16 protein-coding genes are annotated in these 14,929 nt (G+C 37.5%); 8 read left to right on the forward strand and 8 right to left on the reverse strand.

The genetic code is table 11. The features are described from left to right. Positions 1-10: 10 nt before the first annotated feature. Positions 11-1,420, reverse strand: coding sequence for a DUF4270 family protein (locus tag JL102_RS02190; protein WP_202242036.1), 1,410 nt, complete (start codon positions 1,418-1,420; stop codon positions 11-13). Then, the gene (locus JL102_RS02195; protein WP_202242037.1) at positions 1,404-2,207 is read right to left on the reverse strand and encodes a glycogen/starch synthase; all 804 of its coding nucleotides are present in this window, start codon (positions 2,205-2,207) and stop codon (positions 1,404-1,406) included. Before JL102_RS02195 ends, JL102_RS02190 begins: the two co-directional genes overlap by 17 nt. 115 nt (positions 2,208-2,322) lie before the next feature. Between JL102_RS02195 and panC the strand changes: the two genes are divergently transcribed. The 7 genes from panC to JL102_RS02230 all read left to right on the forward strand — a co-directional run bounded on the left by panC (position 2,323) and on the right by JL102_RS02230 (position 8,068). Further along, a complete protein-coding gene (gene panC / locus JL102_RS02200; protein ID WP_202242038.1) occupies positions 2,323-3,174 on the forward strand; it encodes a pantoate--beta-alanine ligase in 852 nt (283 codons plus the stop codon). A 10-nt stretch (positions 3,175-3,184) separates the two neighbouring features. After that, positions 3,185-3,532 (forward strand): aspartate 1-decarboxylase, encoded by a 348-nt coding sequence (gene panD, locus JL102_RS02205; RefSeq protein WP_202242039.1) that lies wholly within the window; start codon positions 3,185-3,187, stop codon positions 3,530-3,532. A 6-nt stretch (positions 3,533-3,538) separates the two neighbouring features. Then, positions 3,539-4,585, forward strand: a complete 1,047-nt coding sequence (locus tag JL102_RS02210; RefSeq protein ID WP_202242040.1) for a lysylphosphatidylglycerol synthase transmembrane domain-containing protein — start codon at positions 3,539-3,541, stop codon at positions 4,583-4,585. Then, entirely contained in the window at positions 4,560-5,042 is a 483-nt protein-coding gene (rfaE2, locus tag JL102_RS02215) for a D-glycero-beta-D-manno-heptose 1-phosphate adenylyltransferase (protein WP_202242041.1), read from the forward strand. The genes JL102_RS02210 and rfaE2 overlap by 26 nt, the downstream gene beginning before the upstream one ends. A gap of 3 nt (positions 5,043-5,045) precedes the next feature. Next, a complete protein-coding gene (locus JL102_RS02220; protein WP_202242042.1) occupies positions 5,046-5,738 on the forward strand; it encodes a zinc metallopeptidase in 693 nt (230 codons plus the stop codon). Between the two features lie 163 nt (positions 5,739-5,901). Further along, positions 5,902-7,041 (forward strand): acyl-CoA dehydrogenase, encoded by a 1,140-nt coding sequence (locus tag JL102_RS02225; protein WP_202242043.1) that lies wholly within the window; start codon positions 5,902-5,904, stop codon positions 7,039-7,041. A gap of 103 nt (positions 7,042-7,144) precedes the next feature. Then, positions 7,145-8,068: a helix-turn-helix domain-containing protein gene (locus JL102_RS02230; protein ID WP_202242044.1), complete on the forward strand. Its 924-nt coding sequence runs from the start codon at positions 7,145-7,147 to the stop codon at positions 8,066-8,068. Here the strand turns inward: JL102_RS02230 and JL102_RS02235 are convergent. From JL102_RS02235 to JL102_RS02250, 4 genes are all read right to left on the reverse strand, one after another. Then, positions 8,054-8,818 (reverse strand): geranylgeranylglyceryl/heptaprenylglyceryl phosphate synthase, encoded by a 765-nt coding sequence (locus JL102_RS02235; RefSeq protein WP_202242045.1) that lies wholly within the window; start codon positions 8,816-8,818, stop codon positions 8,054-8,056. The genes JL102_RS02230 and JL102_RS02235 overlap by 15 nt on opposite strands. Beyond that, positions 8,793-9,179 carry a hypothetical protein gene (locus JL102_RS02240; protein WP_202242046.1) on the reverse strand — a complete coding sequence of 129 codons (387 nt, stop codon included), beginning with the start codon at positions 9,177-9,179 and terminating at the stop codon, positions 8,793-8,795. Before JL102_RS02240 ends, JL102_RS02235 begins: the two co-directional genes overlap by 26 nt. A gap of 4 nt (positions 9,180-9,183) precedes the next feature. Then, positions 9,184-9,552, reverse strand: a complete 369-nt coding sequence (locus JL102_RS02245; protein WP_202242047.1) for a phage holin family protein — start codon at positions 9,550-9,552, stop codon at positions 9,184-9,186. Between the two features lie 120 nt (positions 9,553-9,672). After that, complete coding sequence (locus JL102_RS02250; protein ID WP_317191603.1) at positions 9,673-11,223, reverse strand: Na/Pi symporter; 1,551 nt, start codon at positions 11,221-11,223, stop codon at positions 9,673-9,675. Positions 11,224-11,500: 277 nt separating this feature from the next. Between JL102_RS02250 and JL102_RS02255 the strand changes: the two genes are divergently transcribed. Next, positions 11,501-13,213, forward strand: coding sequence for a Na/Pi cotransporter family protein (locus JL102_RS02255; protein WP_202242048.1), 1,713 nt, complete (start codon positions 11,501-11,503; stop codon positions 13,211-13,213). A gap of 3 nt (positions 13,214-13,216) precedes the next feature. Here JL102_RS02255 and JL102_RS02260 read toward each other — a convergent pair whose 3' ends face one another. Together JL102_RS02260 and JL102_RS02265 are read right to left on the reverse strand one after the other, a co-directional pair. Continuing rightward, the gene (locus tag JL102_RS02260; RefSeq protein WP_202242049.1) at positions 13,217-14,407 is read right to left on the reverse strand and encodes a M20 metallopeptidase family protein; all 1,191 of its coding nucleotides are present in this window, start codon (positions 14,405-14,407) and stop codon (positions 13,217-13,219) included. Beyond that, positions 14,408-14,923, reverse strand: a complete 516-nt coding sequence (locus JL102_RS02265; protein ID WP_202242050.1) for an SPOR domain-containing protein — start codon at positions 14,921-14,923, stop codon at positions 14,408-14,410. Positions 14,924-14,929 lie beyond the last annotated feature (6 nt).

The raw sequence follows: 14,929 nt of genomic DNA on the forward strand, positions 1-14,929 counted from the left end.
TTTTTAAGTTTTAGTTGTCAGATGGTTCAGGAACGGTGTAGTATAATTGAATATAAACATCGTCCTTGTTTATTGCAAATCTATTGACACTCTCTGTAAATCCAGCAGGATAAATCGTTAATCGATCATATTCCGTTATATTTCTGCTTATAAGACGGATGTAATTAGGAAGATCAGCCTTGTACTCATTTCTTTTACTGTCATATACAGATGTCAATACAGTATTGCTTGGACCGGGTAGAGGTTGTACTGCGGCCCTGCTTTTTAGTATATTTTCAGTGTTAGTAGAGTAATAAGAGATGGATGCAGGTACGGCAAAACTGCTTTCTTGCTCTGGGCTTTTAAAGAATATTTGAGCTCTTTGTATCACCGCATTTTTAGTGGAATCTCTGTTGCTAAAATCTCTTAAAAACGAGAGATCAATGTTAGCTAACAGTCCTGTCCCACTTTGTATATATACCTTGTCAGATACTTTATAAGGGGTGTAAAAAGAGTTAATAGATGCAACATTTGCTCCAGACCAAGGTGTATTTCTATTAGGGGAAATATTGTTATAGTGACGCTGACTGTTGCTGTTGATGGCAAATGTTAAGCTTTTTGATTCTACTTGCCCTTTGTCATTAGTTTCATGGTAATAGAATTTCATAGCAGTGCCACCACTAATAGAGTAACTAACTATAGAACTCCCTGAGCTGGACTGTACTGAAAGTCCAGAGAAGTAGTTTATATAACTGACTAAAGATGAGTCCTGCAAGATTGCATCTTTATTTTTTATTTTATTAAAGAAATCCTGACCAAAGCTATCATCAAGTTTTATTTTATGTAAATACTTGTACCTGCCATTGCTGTCATAGAAATTGGCTATAGTAGCAGAATCAATAGGGTCTTTGGGGTCTAGCTCTGCGCTTTTAACCGTCATAGTTGCAGAGTCAGGGTATATATTAAAACTCTTTTGACCTAATATCTCTCCAGTTGCCTGTTCTGAGGCTGATGAATAATAGTGCGAAGAATCTATTTCTATAGATTCGGTTATTCTGTGAAGAGATAATTCTAAGGGCTGATCATTCAAGCCATAAGTGGTGGCTATTCTTAGTTCCATTACTAAAGAATCGAAAGTAGCGTCTGTTTTAAAATTTGATCCAGGATTGAGCCTTAAAGGAAGGATCTCAGCAAAGGCTTTAGCCTCTATGAGTCCTAGTTCAGGGTCTTGATACTGACCTGCTAAAAGTACAGATTTTCCTCTGGTATTAATACTGTCTAGCCATACCTGTGAGATATGATCTTTCAGCGGAATTTCCGCAAAAAAAACCCCCAAACTATCTATCGGTTGGAGGCCTACAGTACTGAAATCTTCTTCACATGAAAAAAAAGTGAGGGCTGAAAGTAAAATCAGCCCCTTGGTTCTAGCCCACAAGTTCATTATATAAGTTGTAATAAGAGTCCGTAAAATTTTCGTCTTGTTCTATAGTTTCTATTTTTTTCTCTTCAGTTTGGCCAAATAGTCCATTTAGAGATTCATCTTCTTCTGTCTGTATTACAGCATCAGAAAACTCCATGCCTAACTTTATAAATCCATAGTAATCTGCAGATTGTAAGTTAGTGAGCATGCTATCTTCAATGTCCATCATTTTCACCTTGTCAAGCAAGTCATTGTTAAATTTATGCTTGAAACTGTTGTTGTAAACAGAAAAAACAGTTTTTGCATCCTTAAATAAAGGATCATTTTTGTAAGTTGTTTTTAAGTACAATGGAATAAGGCTTGTCATCCAGTCATTGCAATGAACAATGTCAGGAGTCCATCCTAATTTTCTTACGGTCTCTATAACGCCTTTACAGAAAAATATTGCCCTTTCGTCATTGTCTTCATAAAAGTTATTTTCTTTGTCATGGAAAACATACTTTCTATGGAAATAATCTTCATTATCTATAAAGTATACCTGTAACTTGGCGTTAGGTATAGATGCTACCTTTATTATTAAAGGTTTTTCTTCGTCACCAACTGCTATGTTGATACCTGAGAGTCGTACTACCTCGTGTAAGCGATTTTTCCTTTCATTTATTAAACCGAACCTCGGAACCAGTATTCTGATTTCCATCCCTTTTTCCTGCATAGCCTGTGGCAATTTTCTTACAAATTCAGCAACTTCTGATGTTTGTAAGAAAGGATTGATTTCACTGGCTACATAAAGAATACGAAGTTTTGACATATGTGTATGAGATTTGTTTGCGTAGAATAAGACCACAAAATTACAAAATTTTTGCCATTTTTCCATATATTATATCTCTAAAAACTTACTTTTGCCCCCGTTTCAAAATGTACTCATGGAGGTTTTTAAGGAGATTTTTCCCCTACAAAGTTACTTACAAGAGCACCGTAAAAGTGGCAAATCAATAGGGCTTGTACCTACTATGGGAGCCTTGCATAAAGGGCACCTTTCATTAGTAGGTGAGGCCTTAGCGGAGGCTGATATTGTGGTGTGTAGTGTCTTTGTAAATCCGACGCAGTTTAATAATGCTGCTGATCTGGATAAGTACCCCAGAACTTTAGAAGATGACCTGAAGATGTTAGAAACAGCAGGATGTAATGCGGTATTTTGCCCTTCGGTAGAAGAAATGTACCCTTCCCTGCCTGTTGTGAAATTTGATTTTGGTAATCTTGAGCGGGTGATGGAAGGAAGTTTTAGGCCTGGTCATTTTAATGGCGTAGGTGTTATAGTTTCTAAGCTGTTTAATATTGTAAATCCTGATTTTGCTTACTTTGGGCAAAAGGACCTGCAGCAATATATGATTATTGCTCAGATGGTTAATGATTTATCCTTTTCGGTTAAGCTAAGAAGGGTTCTTATTTTTAGGGAGGAATCTGGGCTGGCCATGTCCTCCAGAAACCGGCGACTTAGTGAAGAGGCGAAGGATCAAGCTGCTTCAATTTATAAAGCGTTGAGGTTATGCGAAGATTATTTGCATAGAGGAGAAGAGCTGGATAAATTGAAAAGAGAGGCTTACAAGCTAATGGAGGATAACCTAGTTCAGGTAGAATATCTGGAGGTAGTAGAGCCTTCCACTCTTGAGCCCGTGGAGAACGTTTCATCCCAAAAATCCGTTGCGGTATGCATAGCCGCATATGTGGAAGGTGTTAGGTTAATTGATAATGTTATTATTAAATTAGATTTTTGATCTTATTTCAATGAATATAGAAGTTTTAAAATCCAAAATTCATCGTGTAAAAATTACGCAGGCAGAGCTTCATTATGTGGGAAGTGTTACCATAGATGAGGATTTGCTGGAGGCGGCCAATATGATCGAAGGTGAAAAGGTGCAGATTGTGAACGTGAATAACGGTGAACGACTAGAAACCTATACGATAAAAGGAGAGAGAGGCAGTGGTATGGTTTGCCTTAATGGTCCTGCCGCCCGAAAGGCCCAAGTGGGAGACATAGTGATTATTATATCTTATGCACATATGGATTTTGAAGAGGCCAAAAAATTTGAACCATCAATAATATTCCCTGATGCGAATAATAAACTGCTTTAATTTTTAATGAATAGCAGAATTAAGAATATATTAAAATATGCCGTTATGATTGGTGTAACGGTATTTCTTTTGTGGATTTCATTCCAAAACATAGAGGTGTCAGAAGGGCAGACTAAATGGAGCTTTTTAATGAGCACCTGGAAGGCCGCAGATAAAACCTTTTTGTTGCTTTCGGCTATGGCGGCAGTGGCTAGCCATATGATAAGAGCAGAAAGATGGAAACTGCTCTTAAAGCCTCTTGGCTATAAGCCTACGCTGGGTAATAGTTTTATGTCTGTAATGGTAGGGTATTTTATTAATTTGGCGGTGCCAAGAGGAGGAGAGGTGTCCAGATGTTATAATTTGTATCGTATAGATAAGACTCCGGTGGATGTTTCATTCGGTACAGTAATAATGGAGCGGATAATAGATCTGATCTTCCTTATTATATTACTGACCGCATCTTTTTTTATTGAACTTGATAACCTTATTTATTTCTTTCAATCAGATGAAATAGCGAAATTAACTTCAGCAGAAGAGGGTAGTTTTTCTACTAATTTAATAGCTGGTGTTTTAGTATTAATGGTGGCAGTAGGGGTGGCATTAGTTTATATATACAACAGCAGGCGGTTTTTATCATTACGGTATGTGTCTAAGGCTAAGAAGATGATAAGAGGACTCAAAAGTGGTCTCACCAGTATATTCCACTTAGAGAAGCGGTTCCTTTTTGTACTCTATTCTTTACTAATATGGATATGTTATTATTTAATGATGTATCTCGTAATGCTCGCGTTTCCTGAAACCTCACATCTTGGCGTATTGGCAGCACTTACTATTTTTGTAATTGGAGGGATCGCGATGGCTTTACCTTTGCCGGGAGGAGCGGGTAGTTTTCATATTTTAGTGCCATTAGGGCTGGTGTTATTGTATAATATACCAGAAGAAAAGGCCATACCATTCACCTTTATATTTCATGGGTGGCAAACGCTAGTGATTATTGTGGTAGGTGCTTTGTCATTATTTTTAAGTCAGATATCTAAAAAAAGAGTTGAAAACGAAGCAAAAAATAGTTGAACTGGGTGACCTTGTTCGCCTAAGAAAGTCTTGGAGCGAAAAGGGTGAGAAAGTAGTGTTTACCAATGGTTGCTTTGATATTCTTCATTTAGGACACGTTGATTATCTGGAGAAAGCAGCTGAATTAGGAGATAGGCTCATTGTAGCTATTAATACCGATGCATCGGTAAAAAGACTTAAGGGTGAAGAGCGACCTCTTAATGATGAGTACGCTCGTGCTAGGTTACTGGCTTCTCTGAGTTTTGTAGATGCAGTAACTTATTTCTCTCAAGATACTCCTTTGGAAGTTATTACTGAAATTTTGCCGGATATTTTGGTTAAAGGGAGTGACTATTTGACAGAAAATATTGTTGGCTCAGATATTGTGATTAAGAACGGAGGAGTGGTAAAAACTATTGACTTGGTCGATGGGTACTCCACTACAGGTTTGGTAAATAAGATTAAAAAAGGATTATAGATTATGATTTTTGTAATTATTATCGTCTTTGGTATTTTGAGCTTTGCGGTACAGTCTAGGCTCAAAAATAAATTTAAGAAGTACTCTCAGGTGCCTTTAAATAAGAATTTATCTGGGGCTGAGATCGCTAAGCTTATGCTTGCTGATCATGGAATACATGATGTTCAGGTAGTGTCCGTATCGGGGCACTTGTCAGATCATTATAACCCTGCCAATAAAACTGTGAACTTGAGTGAAGGAGTTTATCATGGAAGAAACGCAGCTGCAGCTGCGGTAGCCTCTCATGAATGTGGACACGCAGTGCAGCATGCTACAGCCTACAGCATGTTGGAGTTCAGGTCGGCTATGGTACCTGTACAAAATGCAAGTGCCAAAATTTTGAATATCATTATGATGGTAATGTTGTTTGGTGGATTTTTCCTCTTCCAAACCTTTCCCGTTCAGTTGGTGCTATTGGTTATAATAGGAGCTTACGGTGTGATGACGTTGTTTTCGCTAGTAACGTTACCTGTAGAGTTTGATGCCAGCAAAAGGGCTTTGGCGTGGGTAAAAGAGCGACATATAGTAGACAGCAATGAGTATGGTATGGCGAAAGATGCTTTGAAATGGGCAGCCATGACTTATGTAGTAGCAGCGCTGGCTTCTTTAGTAACATTGCTTTATTATGTTAGCATATTCTTAGGAAACAGAGACTAATTAAAGCTTATAAGGGCAAGATTATGGCCTTTTGTTAGAATTAGTTTATCAAAATAATTGTAAATTAGAAGGGATTGTTATGCATGCATAACAATCCCTCTTTTTTTGTATTTAGGTCACAAAAAGAGGAGTGGATAATTTCTTATGAATTAAACTGATTACTATGAATTTTGAATTTACTGAAGAGCAGTTAGCCGTGCGCGATGCTGCTCGTGATTTTGCCCAAAATGAATTACTTACGGGTGTGATTGAACGAGATGAAAAGCAGATCTTCCCTGCAGAGCAGGTTAAGAAAATGGGTGAGCTTGGCTTTATGGGCATGATGGTAGACCCAAAATATAATGGTGGCGGCATGGACTCTATATCTTATGTCTTAGCTATGGAAGAAATATCAAAGATAGATGCGTCATGTTCAGTAGCCATGTCTGTAAATAACTCACTGGTTTGTTGGGGATTAGAAAAATATGGTACAGAGGAGCAAAAGCAGAAATACCTTACGAGACTTGCGTCTGGAGAAGTAATAGGTGCTTTTTGTCTTTCTGAGCCAGAGGCAGGTTCTGATGCTACCAGTCAGCGAACAACGGCTGAAGATAAAGGAGATTATTATTTGCTTAACGGTACCAAAAACTGGATTACTAACGGTAACAGTGCCGAGTTTTATATAGTTATAGCTCAGACTGATCCTGAGAAGAAACACAAAGGCATTAATGCACTAATTGTGGAGAAAGGAATGGATGGTTTTGTTGTAGGGAAGAAGGAGAATAAGTTAGGAATTCGTGGTTCGGATACTCACTCACTTATGTTTACTGATGTGAAAGTTCCAAAAGAGAACCGCATAGGAGAGGATGGCTTTGGGTTTAAGTTTGCGATGACTACACTAAATGGAGGGCGTATAGGAATTGCCTCTCAAGCATTAGGCATTGCTTCAGGAGCTTATGAGCTTGCTCTTAACTATTCAAAAGAAAGAAAAGCATTTGGAAAAGAAATTAGTCAGCACCAGGCTATCCAATTTAAGCTGGCAGATATGGCTACAAGCATAGAGGCGGCAAGATTATTATGTTTAAACGCAGCCAGTCTTAAAGATCAAGGGAAGGATTTTGTGCAGGCAGCAGCTATGGCTAAGCTTTTTGCATCAAAAACGGCAATGGATGTTACGGTGGAAGCAGTGCAGGTCCATGGTGGTTATGGCTTTGTAAAAGAGTACCATGTGGAGCGTTTAATGCGTGATGCTAAGATCACTCAAATTTATGAAGGTACCTCTGAAATACAGAAAATTGTAATATCTCGCGAGCTTTTAAAGTAGTTATTCACCGATTATATAAATAAAGTGATATATTTCTTAGAAAAGTGCAGGCATTGATGATTTTATTCATTAAATTTGCGTATTGTTAAAATACAGTAAGTTGATGGAAGATTACAATAAAATAATTGAATCATTAGGAATTAAGTTTGTAAAGTCCAATAATATAAAGGTATTACACCCCTTTACAATTAAGGACTATCAGGACACAGAGAACACAATTCTAATCCTCAAAAAAGGCGTTGTACGTTACGGAAGCGAGGATGAGTTGTTGACAGAGGGGCATGCACTTTTCATACCTGCAGTTAGAAATACACCTCTAACCTTTGGTAATGTAGATGACAGAAGTCCAGAACTAACTTTAGAAGAGTTTGGGTATAAGCAGGCTGAATATTTCAGGACACACGTTGATGATCCTTCTGCTGTACCAGTGGCTGATTTTACTTCAATTGTTTTTGAAACAAAGGTTTTTGATACAGTAAACTTCTTTACTGCACTGGATATTCCTCCTTTTTCTTTAGAAAATAGTAAGGTTAATAATATCATTTATGAGATTATTAAGGAGCAAGAAAATAAGCTGGAAGGAAACCAGAGAGTAGTGAAGATAAAGACTGAGCTTTTAGTAGTAGAAGTTATCAGACACATTATCGAAAACAGACTATTCGTAGAGCAAATGGCTACTAATAGTACTTATTTCAAAGATCCTCGATTGATTAAGCTCTTTAAATACATTAAAGATAATCTGTCAGGTGAGTTAACGAATAAGAAGTTGTCAGAAGTGGCTGATGTATCAGAGGATTATGTAGGGCAATACTTTAAAACCCTCACAGGAATTAACCCTCAGGATTACATTGAGTACCAAAGAATGGAACATGCAGTAAACCTGCTTAGAACTACAAAAATGAGTATCAGAGACATAGGTAAAGCTTGTGGATATAAGGATACTGCTTATTTCTGTAGACGTTTTAAAATGATGTATGGTATACCTGCTGGTAAAATGAGAAAGAGAGAAACATTAATGAATGTTTAAGCTCTTATTAAAATCATAAATCTTTTCAGAAACCTCAATCATAAGATTGGGGTTTTTTTCTGCTGCATTTCCTATTACTATCATGTCTGCACCAGCTTCTAATGATTCTTTGGCCTTGTAAGCTGAGTCAATTCCTCCTCCTACTATCAAGGGTACATTTATAGATCGGTTTACCTGGCTAATCATTTTAGGAGTAATGGCGGTTTTAGCACCACTGCCTGCATCCATAAAAATTAATTTTAGCCCTAGCATTTCACCTGCCATGGCCGTACAGGCGGCTACAGAATATTTATCTGGAGGGATGGGGGAGGTGTTGCTCATATATGATACCGCAGAAGTGGTATCAGAGTTAATGAGCATATAACCAGTGGGCAATATTTCAATTCCGCTGTTTTTTAGAATAGGGGCTGCTACTACATGCTGTCCAATTAAAAACTCAGGGTTACGACCTGAAATCAAGCTCAGAAATAAAATTGCATCAGCACTAAGATCTATGTGCATGTTATTGCCTGGAAAAAGAATGGTGGGCAAGGAGCATTCCTTCTTTATTGTATTAATAATCTTCCCAACATTGCTTTGAGTTATTAAACTGCCTCCAATAAAAATATAGTCTACATAACACTCTTTAGCAAGATGGATCAAGGTCCCTAAGTCAGAAGGCTTTTCTACATTATCAGGGTCAATGAGTAATGCTAATGATTTCTGTCCTGTAAGTTTTCTTTGATTAAGAGTTTTCAGTATATTCATCATTTTCCTCTCCCTTATTGATGTTTTGTAGGTATTCAATGAGCTTCTCTTTGGCTATAGCCAGCAAGAATATGGTAATTTCTGTTAAAACTACATGACCAATGTTACTCATCATAGAAGGTTGCTTTTCTATGGTCATTTCACTGGTGTGGTCTTCATGGTTATTCTTTTTGCTGACCTTTACCTTTTTACTGCCCCCGAGTTTTTTTATTAAGTAATAAGAAAGTGCAAACCCTCCGCCTATAACCGCAGCGCCCATAGCTAGGTCTTTACTGCGAGATATTAGAACGTCTATATCTTCTTTTAGATTATCTCGGTGTTTTTCGGATAGTTGCTCCCAATGTTCTTTAATACTAGTTGCCATATAGTTATTTGCTCTTAATCTTTAGTAGTTCGTTTAGTTTTTTTTCAATTAACTCTCTTAAACCTAGTTGGTTTCTTAATAAGAAAAATATAATGAAAACTATTAAATAAAAGAGTGAAACAATTAGAAAACCGTAAAATATATTTTCCAACAGATATCCGAGGTAGTAGCCAATAGCAATATTTAGAAAAAATAGAAAAAAGGAGGCTGTTAGCCCTAGCAATACCGTTACTATTGCTTTAGACATAAGCGCCGCAATCTCTTCTTTTAATTCCATTTTAAAGACCTCTACTTTTGATTCTATAAAATCCGTAAGATGGTCTATGATATTATCTACTTTTAAGAAATGTAATAAGCCTTTTTTTTCTCTCACTTTTATTCAATTAATAATTAATAGATGAGACTCTCATTTTTTATTGCGTTGCAAGTTAATGAGAATTCAACGAATCATAGTCATTAACAAAATAATCAGGCTTTTGGGTAGTGGCAGAAATTAAATTTTATTAATTCTGATAAGTTTCTCTGTGAGTGTAACCTCTCCTTGGTTATTTACCTTTTCTGTTTTTAGGAGTAGCTGTTCAGGTATACTTATATAGTAGCGATATAAAGAGTCGCTTTCCTTTTTATCATAAAATGTACGGGTATACACGTATACGGAGTCATTAGCGAAGTCCGTATCCCAATTGGGAAGTATCTGCGTGATGCAAGTCTGGAATTTTCCTTTACTATTCTCATCATCCCAGCAGAATCCGGGCTTATTGATGAGGAAAAAGCGATTGTTAATAAAGAATAATTTTTTATTTCTATAAATATTTAAAACTGAGCTCTGCTGAATATCTCCCAAATCATTTTCTACTCCGGAGGACATAATCATATTGCGGTTATTAGCAAGTGTTTTTCTTATCACCTTTCTTTCATAACTTTTTTCATGTTCTTGCACCAAATAGGTTAACTCATTCACCTTTGATGCATTTTTATTAAAATAAATAAGCGTAAAAGGAATAAGGAAGAAAGTGAGTATAATATAAATGAAACCTGTTATTCGGTGTTTCATGGTTTGTTTACCAAATATTACTGCCAATCTAATAGGAATTCTACGCATGAAGGGGAAAGGCAGAAATATAATGACGCCGATGAGATTGAACAGTAAGTGTGTAATAGCAATGCTTATTACGGCATTAGATTTAAATAATACTGCTATGAAGGCCGTGATGGTAGTTCCTACATTGGCTCCGAATATAAAAGGAGTCACCTTTTTTAATGATACTCTTCCCGTAGCTACAAAGGGTACCATGAGAGATGTGGTTACTGAGCTCGATTGAACAGCTGCAGTAAGTCCCATGCCCCAGGCAAAGGATTTAAGCGACCGGTTAAAAACAAAATTTCTAAGCTTATCTTGAGACTCACCTATGATCATTTTATAGATCACTTTGGAAAGAATTTTAATAGAGCCAAATAACAATATAAAGGCAAGGCCAAGGCTTATAAAACCATTATTGATTTTCTCTACCACGTATGGTGTAATAGGGAAGGCATGAAAAAGCTTAAAACCATATTCGTTGAGAGAGCTGTTAGAGTTAGTGTCTACCAGCATGTTAGCAATATATTGAGATAAGGAAGATATAAAACCGTAGTAATACTCTAGCGGAAAAAGAATGAGGGTAGTAAGTATATTGAAAAAATCGTGGACAGTACCCGCGGCTATGGCTCTTCTAAATTCTGTTTTTTTAGTAATGAAACCTAACGATACTATAGTGCTTGTAAGTGTGGTGCCAATGTTGGCTCCCATAATCATGGGGACAGCTTCGGCAATAGTTATAGATCCGGAGGCAACCAGAGCTACTATCATGGAGGTGCTAGTGGAGCTGCTCTGAATAATGGCTGTAATAAGTAAGCCTATAAAAAGCCCTATGAAAGGGTTAGAAGTGGCAAATAATATTGATTCAGCAACTCCCCGGCCGAGATGACTGAAAGACTCGCCCATCATATCTATGGAGAATAGGAATATAAGCATGGCGCCTATTATCACCAGTGCTTGTTTCACAATATTTTTTTGCTGAATGGGAGACAAAAGTCAAAATTTTAAAAGATGCGAATTTATAGCTTAAAAAATTGAATACTTCATTCTAAATGTAAAACTATTGTTAATTCTTGAAAGCGCTTAAGCATTGATATTCATAAATTTGAGGCTAAACAATGGTAAAATTCTATCAAAGTTGCAATTTTGATTTATCAATACGATTGAACTTAACATAAACTTAATATTCGATAAGTTTTTAACCACTTGAGTTAACTAACTTTGCGCGGCAAAATTTAACAACATGGAGTATAATTTTTTTGATTTCCTTACTCTTTTAGGATCGCTTGGTTTCTTCATTTATGGTATGAAGGTGATGAGTGAGGGAATACAGAAGGTGGCGGGTGGCCGCATGAGGGGTATCCTCAGGGCAATGACATCGCACCGATGGGCTGGAGTATTTACAGGTTTTCTGCTTACAGGGCTTGTCCAGTCTTCTTCAGCTACTACCGTAATGGTGGTAAGCTTTGTAAATGCAGGTTTACTCTCATTGGTAGAGTCAATAGGAGTGATAATGGGGGCTAATATTGGTACCACAATCACGTCCTGGATCATTTCACTGGTAGGGTTTAAAATGAAAATTGCGGCAGCAGCACTGCCAATAATAGCTGTAGGTACTCCATTATTATTCGCCTCTAAGGCCAGGATAAAATCTTGGGCAGAGGTGATTATAGGTTTCGCCTTGTTATTTATGGGGCTTGAAGCATTGAAAGATGCCGTGCCTGACCTGAAGTCTAACCCGGAGGTACTGGAGTTTTTGGCTGATTATACCAATGGAAACTTCTTCTCTATTTTATTATTTGTGGTTATAGGTACTATACTTACGGTTATAGTACAGTCATCTAGTGCTACTATGGCTTTAACCTTGGTAATGGCTAATCAGGGATGGATTTCATTTGATTTGGCGGCAGCTATGGTACTAGGAGAAAATATCGGTACCACTATTACCGCTAACCTAGCCGCTATGGTAGCTAATGTACATGCAAAAAGGGCGGCTAGAGCTCACTTTATATTTAATATTTTCGGAGTAATTTGGATGCTCTGCAGCTTTAGGTGGTTTTTGAGTGGAATAGAATGGTTTATGGTAGATGTAAGACATGGTACCTCACCTTTCGTAGACGCTGAGTCTGTTCCTTTGGCATTATCATACTTCCATACGTTTTTTAACCTTATCAATGTGGTCTTACTTATTGGCTTTGTGAATAAGATAGCCAACCTGGTGACTAAAATGGTGAAGTCTAAAGGAGATGGAGAAGAGTTTAGATTAGAATATATTACTACCCCTTTATTGTCTACACCAGAAATATCTCTGGAAGAAGCCAGAAAGGAAATAGCTAAGTTCGCTGATCTTACGAAGCGAATGTCTGGTTATGCTCAGAATCTTCTGAAGAAGAAAAAGAACAAGGAGCGAGGTAAGATGATGCGTAAGATCAAAAAGTATGAAGAAATTACAGATAGGGTAGAACTTGAAATAGCTGAGTATTTATCGAAGTTGTCTACTTCTAACTTAAGTAATGAAGCATCACTGAGGTTAAGAGGAATGCTTTCTATTATTAATGATCTTGAACGTATTGGAGATCTTTTCTTCCAGATGTCATTAACGATAGATAGAAAAAGTGATGGTGAAAACTGGTTCTCTGACGGTCAGATTGAAAACCTTGTAGGTATGTTGGAGCTAGTTGATGACGCTTTTGATATAATGATTGATAATCTAAATATGGATTACTCTAGGGTAACCTTAAACCAGGCAATAGAAAAAGAGGCAGTTATTAATAAGAGGCGAGATAAGCTTAGGAAAAAGCATTTGAAAAATATAGAGAAGAGAGATTATGATGTGATGAGCGGAATAGTATATGCGGATTTATATAATCTAATAGAAAGAGTAGGGGATCACATCATTAACGTGTCTGAGGCTATTACTGGTGAGCTAGCCAGAGATGAAGAAGATGAAGGCTAGCAGTTATTCTGCTAGCTCTTTTAATGCTAACCAGCTCATTAGTCCGGCGCCTATTTCAAGGGCGTCTTCATCGATATTAAAGGTAGGTGTGTGTACATAAGAAGTGATGCCTTTGTCTTCATTTCTTGTGCCCAACCTATAAAAGCAAGCAGGGATTTGGTGTGTATAGAACGAAAAATCTTCTGCACCCATCCACAAATCAAGGTCTACCACATTTTCTTCTCCCAGGTATTCTTCTGCAGCCGCTCTAGACTTTCTGGTTAATTCAGGATCATTTTCAAGATAAGGATACCCCTTCGAAATTTCTACTTCGCAGGATCCTCCCATTGACTCAGCTATACCAGTAGCCATTTTTATTATTTTTTCATGAGCATCAGCTCTCCATGTTTCATCCATAGCTCTAAAAGTGCCTTCTACATTCACCTCATTAGGTATAATGTTAGTGGCCCCATCAGCTATTACTTTACCAAAGGTAAGCACAGTAGGCGTTTTAGGGCTAGCATTTCTGCTGATAACCTGCTGCAGCGCTACAATGATGTGGGAGGTAATAAGTACTGGGTCTACAGCTAGTTCTGGTACTGCGCCGTGGCCACCCTTCCCTTTTACCTTCAAATATATTTCATCACAGCTGGCCATATACATTCCTTCACGAAAGCCTACTTTACCTACCGGTATTAGAGGCATCACATGCTGGCCATGTATATTCACAGGGGCAGGGTCTTTTAAAACACCATCTTTGATCATTAAGGAAGCGCCACCGGGGTTTTTTTCCTCCCCTGGCTGGAAAATAAGCTTCACAGACCCTTCAAAATCATCTTTTAACTGTGAGAGTATTTTTGCGACTCCTAATAATGAAGCGGTGTGCGCATCATGCCCACAAGCATGCATCACACCTTCATTTTTGGATTTATATTCAATGTCATTAGTCTCTTTTATAGGGAGAGCATCCATATCGGCACGCAGCGCTATTACTTTTTTAGAGGGGTTCTTTCCTTCTATTACAGCGGCAAGGCCTGTATTGGCGATGCCCTCTTTTGGAGTTATTCCCATTTCTTTTAATTGTGCAGCTACATATTTCGCCGTATTAAATTCTTGGTAAGAAAGTTCCGGATTAGCATGTAAGTGCCTTCTTATGCCAATTACCTCTTTGGCATTTTTCTTCGCTAGCTCCTTTACTTTTGCTTTTAATGACATTTATTGTATGTATATTCTTTCAGGAATAATTAATGCTCCAGGAAATCTTTTCTTTAACTGAGCATACGGTTTTTGAGCTTCAAGTTTAGAGTAATACTTGCCTACCTTTACCTTGAAATTGGGTTCATCAAATTTTAAAGACGGGTTAGACTCTGGTAATACAGAAAAAACTTTACCTCTCGCCAGTCGAGCATCTTCTCTGTTAGTGCCTGAGTATACCTGAATAGTAAAACCATCTATATATCTGGTGTTACTCCTGAGATCATCGATCTCATCTAACACATTATTTAGAGGTTTAGTAACATCATTTGTTGGCTCAATATTAACGTCAGCATAGCTGGCATGAGCCTGATTACTTAAGGTATCATGCCTTTCCTCAGGTTTTTCATATACTGGTCTATAGGCCTTTAGATCCTCTTTATACGCCTCTCCTGAAGATGAAGAGGTGCTTGTTTTAGGACTACACGCTGTAAGCAAGGCAAAGCCAACCAAGCAGTAAAGAACAGTTTTTTTCATAGTTAT

It is taken from the genome of Fulvivirga sediminis (genome assembly GCF_016757215.1).
Taxonomy (GTDB): domain Bacteria; phylum Bacteroidota; class Bacteroidia; order Cytophagales; family Cyclobacteriaceae; genus Fulvivirga; species Fulvivirga sediminis.

Bases quoted from the DNA above. Each gene is read 5' to 3' on its own strand.
- JL102_RS02190 (WP_202242036.1), bottom strand. From the start codon at position 1,420: ATGAACTTGTGGGCTAGAACCAAGGGGCTGATTTTACTTTCAGCCCTC.
- JL102_RS02195 (WP_202242037.1), bottom strand. From the start codon at position 2,207: ATGTCAAAACTTCGTATTCTTTATGTAGCCAGTGAAATCAATCCTTTC.
- panC (WP_202242038.1), top strand. From the start codon at position 2,323: ATGGAGGTTTTTAAGGAGATTTTTCCCCTACAAAGTTACTTACAAGAG.
- panD (WP_202242039.1), top strand. From the start codon at position 3,185: ATGAATATAGAAGTTTTAAAATCCAAAATTCATCGTGTAAAAATTACG.
- JL102_RS02210 (WP_202242040.1), top strand. From the start codon at position 3,539: ATGAATAGCAGAATTAAGAATATATTAAAATATGCCGTTATGATTGGT.
- JL102_RS02220 (WP_202242042.1), top strand. From the start codon at position 5,046: ATGATTTTTGTAATTATTATCGTCTTTGGTATTTTGAGCTTTGCGGTA.
- JL102_RS02225 (WP_202242043.1), top strand. From the start codon at position 5,902: ATGAATTTTGAATTTACTGAAGAGCAGTTAGCCGTGCGCGATGCTGCT.
- JL102_RS02230 (WP_202242044.1), top strand. From the start codon at position 7,145: ATGGAAGATTACAATAAAATAATTGAATCATTAGGAATTAAGTTTGTA.
- JL102_RS02235 (WP_202242045.1), bottom strand. From the start codon at position 8,818: ATGATGAATATACTGAAAACTCTTAATCAAAGAAAACTTACAGGACAG.
- JL102_RS02240 (WP_202242046.1), bottom strand. From the start codon at position 9,179: ATGGCAACTAGTATTAAAGAACATTGGGAGCAACTATCCGAAAAACAC.
- JL102_RS02255 (WP_202242048.1), top strand. From the start codon at position 11,501: ATGGAGTATAATTTTTTTGATTTCCTTACTCTTTTAGGATCGCTTGGT.
- JL102_RS02260 (WP_202242049.1), bottom strand. From the start codon at position 14,407: ATGTCATTAAAAGCAAAAGTAAAGGAGCTAGCGAAGAAAAATGCCAAA.
- JL102_RS02265 (WP_202242050.1), bottom strand. From the start codon at position 14,923: ATGAAAAAAACTGTTCTTTACTGCTTGGTTGGCTTTGCCTTGCTTACA.